The organism is Hyalangium sp. (assembly GCF_035629615.1).
Lineage (GTDB): Bacteria > Myxococcota > Myxococcia > Myxococcales > Myxococcaceae > Hyalangium.
Genome location: NZ_DASPHO010000569.1, coordinates 1 through 7,743, shown reverse-complemented (window position 1 = coordinate 7,743; position 7,743 = coordinate 1). Strand labels below are relative to the sequence as shown.

Annotated in this window: 4 protein-coding genes; 3 read left to right on the top strand and 1 reads right to left on the bottom strand. The window is 69.3% G+C overall.

Annotated elements, in window-relative coordinates; genetic code table 11:
• Positions 1-231 precede the first annotated feature (231 nt).
• Genes VD972_RS28940 through VD972_RS28930 form a run of 3 tightly spaced genes read left to right on the top strand, consistent with a single transcriptional unit; the run spans position 232 to position 1,959 of the window.
• Complete coding sequence (locus tag VD972_RS28940; RefSeq protein WP_324991991.1) at positions 232-621, top strand: hypothetical protein; 390 nt, start codon at positions 232-234, stop codon at positions 619-621.
• Positions 622-652: 31 nt separating this feature from the next.
• Positions 653-1,303, top strand: a complete 651-nt coding sequence (locus VD972_RS28935) for a 2OG-Fe(II) oxygenase (RefSeq protein WP_324991990.1) — start codon at positions 653-655, stop codon at positions 1,301-1,303.
• Positions 1,300-1,959 (top strand): SRPBCC domain-containing protein, encoded by a 660-nt coding sequence (locus VD972_RS28930; protein WP_324991989.1) that lies wholly within the window; start codon positions 1,300-1,302, stop codon positions 1,957-1,959. Before VD972_RS28935 ends, VD972_RS28930 begins: the two co-directional genes overlap by 4 nt.
• 166 nt (positions 1,960-2,125) lie before the next feature.
• On the opposite strand, the gene VD972_RS28925 is transcribed toward VD972_RS28930, so the two are convergent.
• A partial coding sequence (locus tag VD972_RS28925) for a S8 family serine peptidase (RefSeq protein ID WP_324991988.1) occupies positions 2,126-7,743 on the bottom strand: 5,618 nt, incomplete at its 5' end.

Here is a 7,743-nt window from a genome sequence, read left to right as displayed (position 1 = left end):
GGATGGCTGCAGCTCGCTCTCCTGCTCGGTGTCCGGCTTGCCACACGCAGTGAGGCCCATGAGTCCCAGCAAGGAACAGGTGGTCAGAAGCTTGACGATCTTCATGCACAGAGAGTGTGGGCGACGACCGCCTGTGACGGGCTGCACCACCCAAGCAGTGCGCGCTCGCCGCGACGCGCTCCCAGGAGCCAGAATCTTGCGTCAGCCTTCAAGCTCAGAAGAATCGGAGGCATGCGATCGATTGCTCTGAAGCCCTCTCGTCTCGTCGTCCTCGTCGCCCTCGTCTCTGGCTGCGGCCTCGTGGACAGCCTTCCTTCCCGGGATGCGCGGTGTGATCTGCGGCCCGCTCGGGACCAGTGCACGGATCTGCGGGACTTCAAGGGCCCCTCCTTCATCACCTTCCAGGGCGTCTGCAACACCCTGACCGCCTCCATCGGAGGAGGCACCTACGAAGAGGATGCCCGGTGCGACATGACGGGAGTCATCGCGGGCTGCCGCGCGAACAACGGCGATGGTTCCGAGCAGACCAACTGGTTCTACTCCGGCGAGGAGTACAAGTCCGAGGAGGACGTCAAGGAGGAGTGCGGGAGCGGGCAGGAAGTCCATCCTCCCGAGCCGTAGAACTCACGTGAGGGTGGGGTAGAGTTCTCCCATGCGATTCCAGCCGCCCTGGGGCGGGGCCTTTCGCCTCCAGACTGTCGTACACCGCAAGCCCGAGGCCTTGCCCGTCGAAACCGTGGAGGCCATCCGAACGACGATCCTCGGCTCTCCGTTGCTCGGCGAGAGCAACCTGTCGAGCCAGTTCACAGGCACCTACGGTTTCTCGATCGCGTTCCGGCGCGAGGCCGTGTCCCAGGTGACCTCTCGCTTCCCCGCGTTCGCTCCCTTCCTCGAGGCCGCGCTCCTGCCGGACTGTGATGCGTTCCTGCTCAACCCACTCCTGATCCAGGACGGGCGCGGCGTGGAAGCCCACATCGATCGGAGCCTGGAGTTCTACGGGGCTGGCACCGGCTGTCCGGTGGCCGTGAGCGTGCTCTACGTCCAGGTGCCGGAGAACCTCTCGGGGGGAGAGCTGCGGCTCTATCACCGCGGCAAGCGCGTGGCGGCGCTCGCGCCCATGCCGCGAGCGCTGGTGACGTTCCGTGGCGATGTCGTGCACGAGGTCGCCCCGGTCTCCGCCGGCGCCCCCGTGCTCTCGACCGCGCGCATCAGCCTGGTTGTCGAGCAATACCGGATGCCAGCGGCTCAGAAGGCGTGGGTTCCTCTCTTCGATGTGCGGACCCGGACAGGAGCGCGGGCATGAGCGAGCTGGTGATGAAGGTGCGGATGGCCCAGACCCTGGAGCAGATCTCCGCGGCCTTCGAGGATCCTTTCCTGCTGCGGCGCTGGTACGGCGCCCCACCGGGTTGTCACCGCCTCGGGGGGGCCGGGAGCCTGGCGCCCGGCGAGGCGTTCCAGGTCCAGCTGATCGACGCGGAGGGGACGCCCTTCACGCAGCTCGGTCGTGTCCTCTCCGTCACTCCAGGCGAGGGCTTCGAGATGGAGCTGGGCTGGGAGGGCGGGCAGCTCGGTCGTGAGGTGACTCGCGCTTCCATGACGCTCCGAGCTGTCGAAGGCGTCACGTACCTCGAGCTTCGTCAGGGCCCGTTCTCGAGCCAGGAGGCGCTGGAAGCGCACCAGGCGTACTGGGAGGCCTGCCTGGGACGTCTGGCGCGCGTCGCCTCCGGGGAAGCCGTGCCCTGCTTCGAAGAGTTCTGGGAGGAGTCACACGGCTTCGTCGAGCCGCTCGGCATGGCGGCCTACACGGTGCTTGCCGGGCTGCGCGAGGCCGGGGCGGCGCCCGAGGTGATCGCCCAGGTCGAGGAAGCGCTCTACGCCCACCTGGCTCGAGTGCCCGAGGAGATCGCGGGGGTGCTGGGGGCGGTGCTTCGCGGGCGCCTGAAGGAGGCTGCTGCCTGAGCCTTCCCAGGTCCTCTTCTCCGTAAAAGAAATGCGCCGGCGGGGAAGGTCCTCGCTGGCGCATTCATTTCAACGGCTGGATTCCGAGGCGAGCGGGCGGAACGCGCTTCTCCACCCGCTCAACCCCGGGACGCCCGCTTCAGGCGCCCGGGGCTCGTGACAGCCCTCAGGCTGCCTTCGCCTCACGCCGCCGCCCCAGCATGTACCGCGCCAGGACGAGCAGGCCCAGGAAGATGCTGGCGTCGGTGCCGGAGGTGGCGCCGCAGCCGCAGCCACCGCTCGAGGCGATGATCGTCACCGGAGCAGAGGTCGCCACATTGCCCGCGCCATCGGTGATGACGGCGGTGAGGGTGTGCGAAGTCTCGCCCTCCACCTTGGAGCTGTCCCAGGCGCCAGTCAGCGTCGCGTCCGTGCCGCTGGCGATCACCACCCCATCCACGAGGATGGAGATCTGGGTCAGCGTGGTGCCCGGAGCCACCGCGCCCGCGGCGGTGATGTTGATCATGCCGGTGACGATGGTGCCACCCGCCGGATCCGTCACCGCCACCGTCGGCTGCGCGAACGCAGTGACGTTGAGCTGCGCCGTGCTGGTGAGGCTGTCCTTCTCCGTGTCCGTGAGGGTGATCGTGCGCAGACCCGGGGACTTGAACGTCACCTTGAAGCCCTGAAGCACGCCCTCCACGAACGTCGCGTTGGTGACGAAGGTGGCCGTCGTGTCCGAGCTGGTCACCTTGGCCGTGCCGCCGTAGTTGGAGGCCGCGTTGCCGTACGCATCCGCCGCCGTGGCCGAGAGGGTGGCCTCCTGGCCTGCCGCTACGCTCGGGGCCACAGACAGCGTGTAGCTGGCTGCAGCACCCGGCCTGACGGTGAAGGCCGTGCTCGTGGCGCCCGCGAACTCCTGAGCGGTGGCCACCAGCGTGTAGCCATTGCCGGCCTTGCGCAGGGACAGGGCGTCGAACTTCGCCACACCGTCCACCGCCGCCGCCGTCAGGCTGCCGAACAGCTGGGCACCCGTCGTGTTCTCACCCAGGCTCAGCGTCACGCTGGCCGAGCCGTCGGTGAACAGGTTGTCCAGCTCATCGCGCAGCTCCACGTCGATCGAGGGCAGCGCCTCGCCCGCGGTCGCCTGGTCCAGCGTGGTGCGGAAGACCAGCTTCGGAGCATTGCCCGGGGTGATGTCGAACGACGTGCTCGCCGCCGTGGAGAGGGCGCCCGCGCTCGCCTGGAGCGTGTAGCCCTTGCCGTTGCGGTTGATCGACAGATCCGAGAAGGTGGCCACGCCGTTGATGGCGTTCACCGTCCGGCCACCGGAGAGCGTGCCGTTGCGCGGGTTGCTGCCCAGCGCCACCGTGACGGCGTCCGTGGCCTGTGTGTCCACGTTGCCGTAGGCGTCCTGGATGGCGACTCGGACCGCCGGGCTGAGCGCCGTGCCCACCCGGGTGCTCCCCGGCTGCACGGTGAAGGCGAGCGCCGCCTTCGGCCCGGACGAGATGTCGAACATCGCGCTGGTGGCATTCGCCAGCCCGTTGGCCTGGGCCGTCAGCTGGTAACCCGTCGCCGCGCGGGCAATGGACAGATCGCTGAACGTCGCCTCGCCGTTGACGGAGGCCGCCGTCTTCGTGCCGCTCAGCGTGCCGCCCGAGGGGTGGTTGCCCAGCGCCAGCGTGACGCCGGAGCCGAACGCGCTCACCGTGTTGCCCTGGGCATCCAGCACCGCCACGCGGACCGGAGCGAAGGCCGCCCCCGCCGTGCCGTTGGCTGGCTGGGCGAGGAAGGCCAGCGCCGAGGCCGCGCCCGGGCTGACGCCGAAGGCCGCCGACGTCGCGGGAGTGATGCCCGTGGCATCCGCCTGCAGCGTGTAGCCCCCGCCCGCCTTGTCCACGGAGAGGCCCGAGAAGGTGGCCACGCCGTTGACGGTGTTCGCCACCGTCGTGCCGCTCAGGGTGGCGCCCGTCGCGTTGGTGAGCGACAGCGTCACCTGCGCGGGGGTACCGGTGATGAGGTTGCCGGCGGCATCCCGCACAGCCACGCGGGCGGTGAAAACCGAGCCAGAGCCGACAAAGCCCGAGGGCAGGCTGGTGAAGGCCAGCTGCGCCGGAGCACCCACGAGGACGTCGAAGCCCACGCTGGTGTCCGTGTAGAGGCCGCTGGCGCCCGCCACCAGGGTGTAGCTGGGGCCCGCGCGATCCACCGACAGGCTGTCGAAGGTGGCCACACCGCCCACTGCGTTGACGGTGGTGGTGCCGCTCAGCGTGCCGCCCGCCGGGTTGTTCCCGATCGACACCGATACGGCCGTCGTGGCCTGCGTCGCCATGTTGCCATACCGGTCGAAGATGGTGGCCTCGACCGGCGGGTTGATGGCGGCGCCAGCACCGACGTCGCTCGGCTGTTGGGTGAGGGTCACCCGGTACGGCGCACCCGCGGAGATGTCGAACTCGCTGGTCGTCGTGCCGGTGAGGCCTGGGGCGCTCGCGCCCAGCTCATAGCCCGTGCCGGCCTTGGCGATGTTCAGGTTGTTGAAGGTGGCCACGCCGCTGACGGCCGCGACTGTGACGGTGCCGAGCAGCGCGCCGCCCGCCGGGTTGGTGGCCAGAGAGACCGTGACGTTGGCCGTGGACGTGGTGGTGTTATCCAGTGCATCCAGGATGGCCACCTGCACCGCCGGGGTGATGGCCGCGCCCGCGGCGCTGTTCCCAGGCTGGGTGAGGATGGTCAGCTTCGCCGCCGCGCCCGGAGTGATCTTGAAGGCCGAGCTGGTCGCGTCGGTGAGGCCCGTGGAGGTGGTGACCAGCGTGTACCCGATCCCCGTCTTGTTGAGGGACAGGTTGCTGAACGTGGCCACGCCCGCGGTCATCGTCGCCGTGGTGGAGCCGCCCAGCGTGCCGTTGCCCGGGTTGTTGCCCAGCGCGAGCGTAACGCTGTTGGCGCCCGTGGTGACGGCGTTGCCGAACTGATCCACCAGGCCCACCTTCACGGCCGGGGCGATGGAGATACCCGCCGCTGCGTCGGAAGGCTGCACGGTGAAGGCCAGGCTGGCCGCGGGGCCGGCGCTGACGGTGGTGCTCCCGCTGCCGGTGATGGCCGGGTTCGCCGTGTCCGTCGCGGTGACGGACTGGGTGCCCAGGGTGCGGAAGGAGATGGCCACGTCGCTCGCCACGCCCGCGGTGAAGGTTGCGGGAGCCGGCAGCACGGCCTGCGCATCCGAGCTGGTGAAGGAGGCGCTACCGGCGTAGCTGGTGGCCGTCTGGCCCACAGCGTCCAGCGCGGTGACGGTGAACGTGGCCGTAGAGCCCGCCGGCGAAGGCGAGGGCAGGCCGGTCACCCGGTAGGCGACGGCCGGTCCCGGCGGAGGCATGTTGGTGGTGCAGCTCGCGTACGAGTCCGCGTTGATGCGGACGTCGTCCACGTAGAAGCCCTCCTGGTGGACGATGCCGTCCGAGGAGAAGCGGAACCCGAACCACACCGTCTGGCCTGCCAGCGCGTTGAGGTTGACGGTCACCGGCTTCAGCGAGCCATTGGCTCCAGCGTTCGGACCGGTCCAGATCCGGATGCTCGGGGTGCTGTTGAGCGTGTTGTCGTAGCCGCCAGCGGAGATGTACGGAAGCGTCGCGGACGGTGCATCGGGCACCTGGGTCCACGGGCCGGTCGCCGACGCTGTGCTGTACACCAGGTAGGCGCCGTCATACCGCGTCTCCATCGTGTACCAGATGTTGAACGTCATCTGGGGGCCAAGGGTGCTGGCCGGGATGGCGAAGCCGTTGATGCCGGCCGTCGTGCCGTTGCCACCGAGCGTCAGGGTCGCCGCCGTGCTGGCGGGGTAGGTGCCGGTGCAGCTGGCAGTGGTCGGGCCGAAGCGGTACGACTTGTTGGACGACTGGTAGTGGCAGTTGGTGACGATGTTCATCGTGCCCGAGGTGCCGCTCTGGGTCGTCGGGATCCAGTACGAGGCCGCGTTGGGCGGACGGGTGCCGTCCAGGTCATCGAAGTAGCGGACGCCCGGCGTCACCGCACCGGTGGGCGTGGCCGACCGCTGCACGGTGTTTGTCTCCTCGACGGTGGCGGCGCCCGTCTCGGTGGCGCGGACCACGTAGTAGTACTGGGTACCGCCCGTCAGGTTCAGGTCATCCGCGAAGCTGGTGCCGGAGATGCCGGTGGCGATGCGGTTGCCCACGGACGGGGTGAAGCCCGAGGTGGTGCTCCGGTAGACCGAGTAGCTCAGCGTCCCGCCGCAGATGGACGTGCCCGCGGACCAGGCCAGCGTGGTGCCGCAGGTGGCGGCGCCAGCGTTGTTCGCGCTGGTGATACCGGCGAAGGTAGGAGGCAGCGTGCACGAGCCCGAGGCCGTGGCAGACACCTCGAGGGAGCTCGCGGACTCGATGCAGTCCACCGCGCGCACCACGTAGTGGTAGGTGATGCCGCCCGAGACGCCCGTGTCCGAGTAGGACGGCGTCGTCACGGTGGCCACGCGGGTGTACGGGCCGCCCGCGGTAGTGGCGCGGTAGACGCTGTACGACACGGCGCCGCTGTCCGCCCACGCCAGGTCGATCGTGTTGGGCGCGCCGGCCGTGGCGCTCACGCCGGTGGGCACCGTGCCCGGAGTGGTGCAGGTGTTGTAGACGAGGAGGGCGAAGTCCTGGTCCAGCGCGGAGCTGTTGCCCGGCACGCCGTCCGAGTTGATGTTGGTCGCCGTCACCGTGAGGGTGTAGTGGGTCACCGTGCCGGGGGGCAGGAAGACGCTCTCCACGTTGTTGGAGAGGTCCGCGTTGCCGCCCGTCATCGAGCTGGCGCCCGTGAAGACGTTGCCCTTGTACGTGTTGCTGCCCGCGGTCACCGTCAGGTCCAGGTTGTTCTTCCAGGCGTTGCCGGTGGTGGAGCCCGGCGCATCCGTCCACGCCAGGGTGATGCGGAAGGGCTTGCTGGGGTCGGACACCACGCCGTCGAAGGTGAACGTCTGGCCGGTGGCGGTGAAGAGGTTGGCCGGGTTCTGGTCATCCAGCAGGCGCGAGACGCCGTCGAATGCCATGTCCAGGTTCATCAGGCCCATGCCCTGGCTGTTGGAGAAGAGGTTGTCGTTGGCGCCGGTGCCCGTCATGTAGCGGGCCGAGTTCATCAGGTACGCCTTCGTCATCGCCGCGCTGGGCGGAGGCACACCCTGGTTGAGGAAGTACTGGCGCACGAGCGCCGCGCCACCCGCGAGGGCCGGAGTCGAGTGGCTGGTACCGGAGGAGGCCGTGTACCACTCCTGGCCCGCCGGGTAGAAGTCGATGCCAGGGCCACCGCAGACGCCGCTGGCGTCGAAGCAGGACAGCGCATCCCCATTGGGGTTGGCCGGCGGGTTGGCGCGCTGGCCCGCGGTCTGCGCCACGCCACCAGAGATGTGCGTGCCAGGGCCCACGAGGTCCGGCTTCTTGCGGCCGTCCGAGGTAGGACCGCGGCTGGAGAAGCCGACGATGTCGTTGAGGCTGTCGGCGCTCGCGTCGTTGACGTTGCAGAGGTCCGGAGCGCCAAAGGCGCGGACGTTCTCGGAGGCGCCCACGGTGATGATGTTCTTGGCGGTGCCAGGCGTGCCCACCGAGTTCGCGCTGGGACCGGAGTTGCCCGCCGCGAAGAGGATGACCATCTCCTGGTTGCCCGCGGCCGCCACCGCGGAGCCCGTCGGCTGCGCGTCACGCACCAGCGCGTCGTAGCGCTGCGCATCCGCGTCGTAGCCGTTGAAGTTGGCGCCCCAGCTGTTGCTGCTGATGCGCATGCCGTCGCCGTACGCGCGCGACTGCAGGTCCTCGT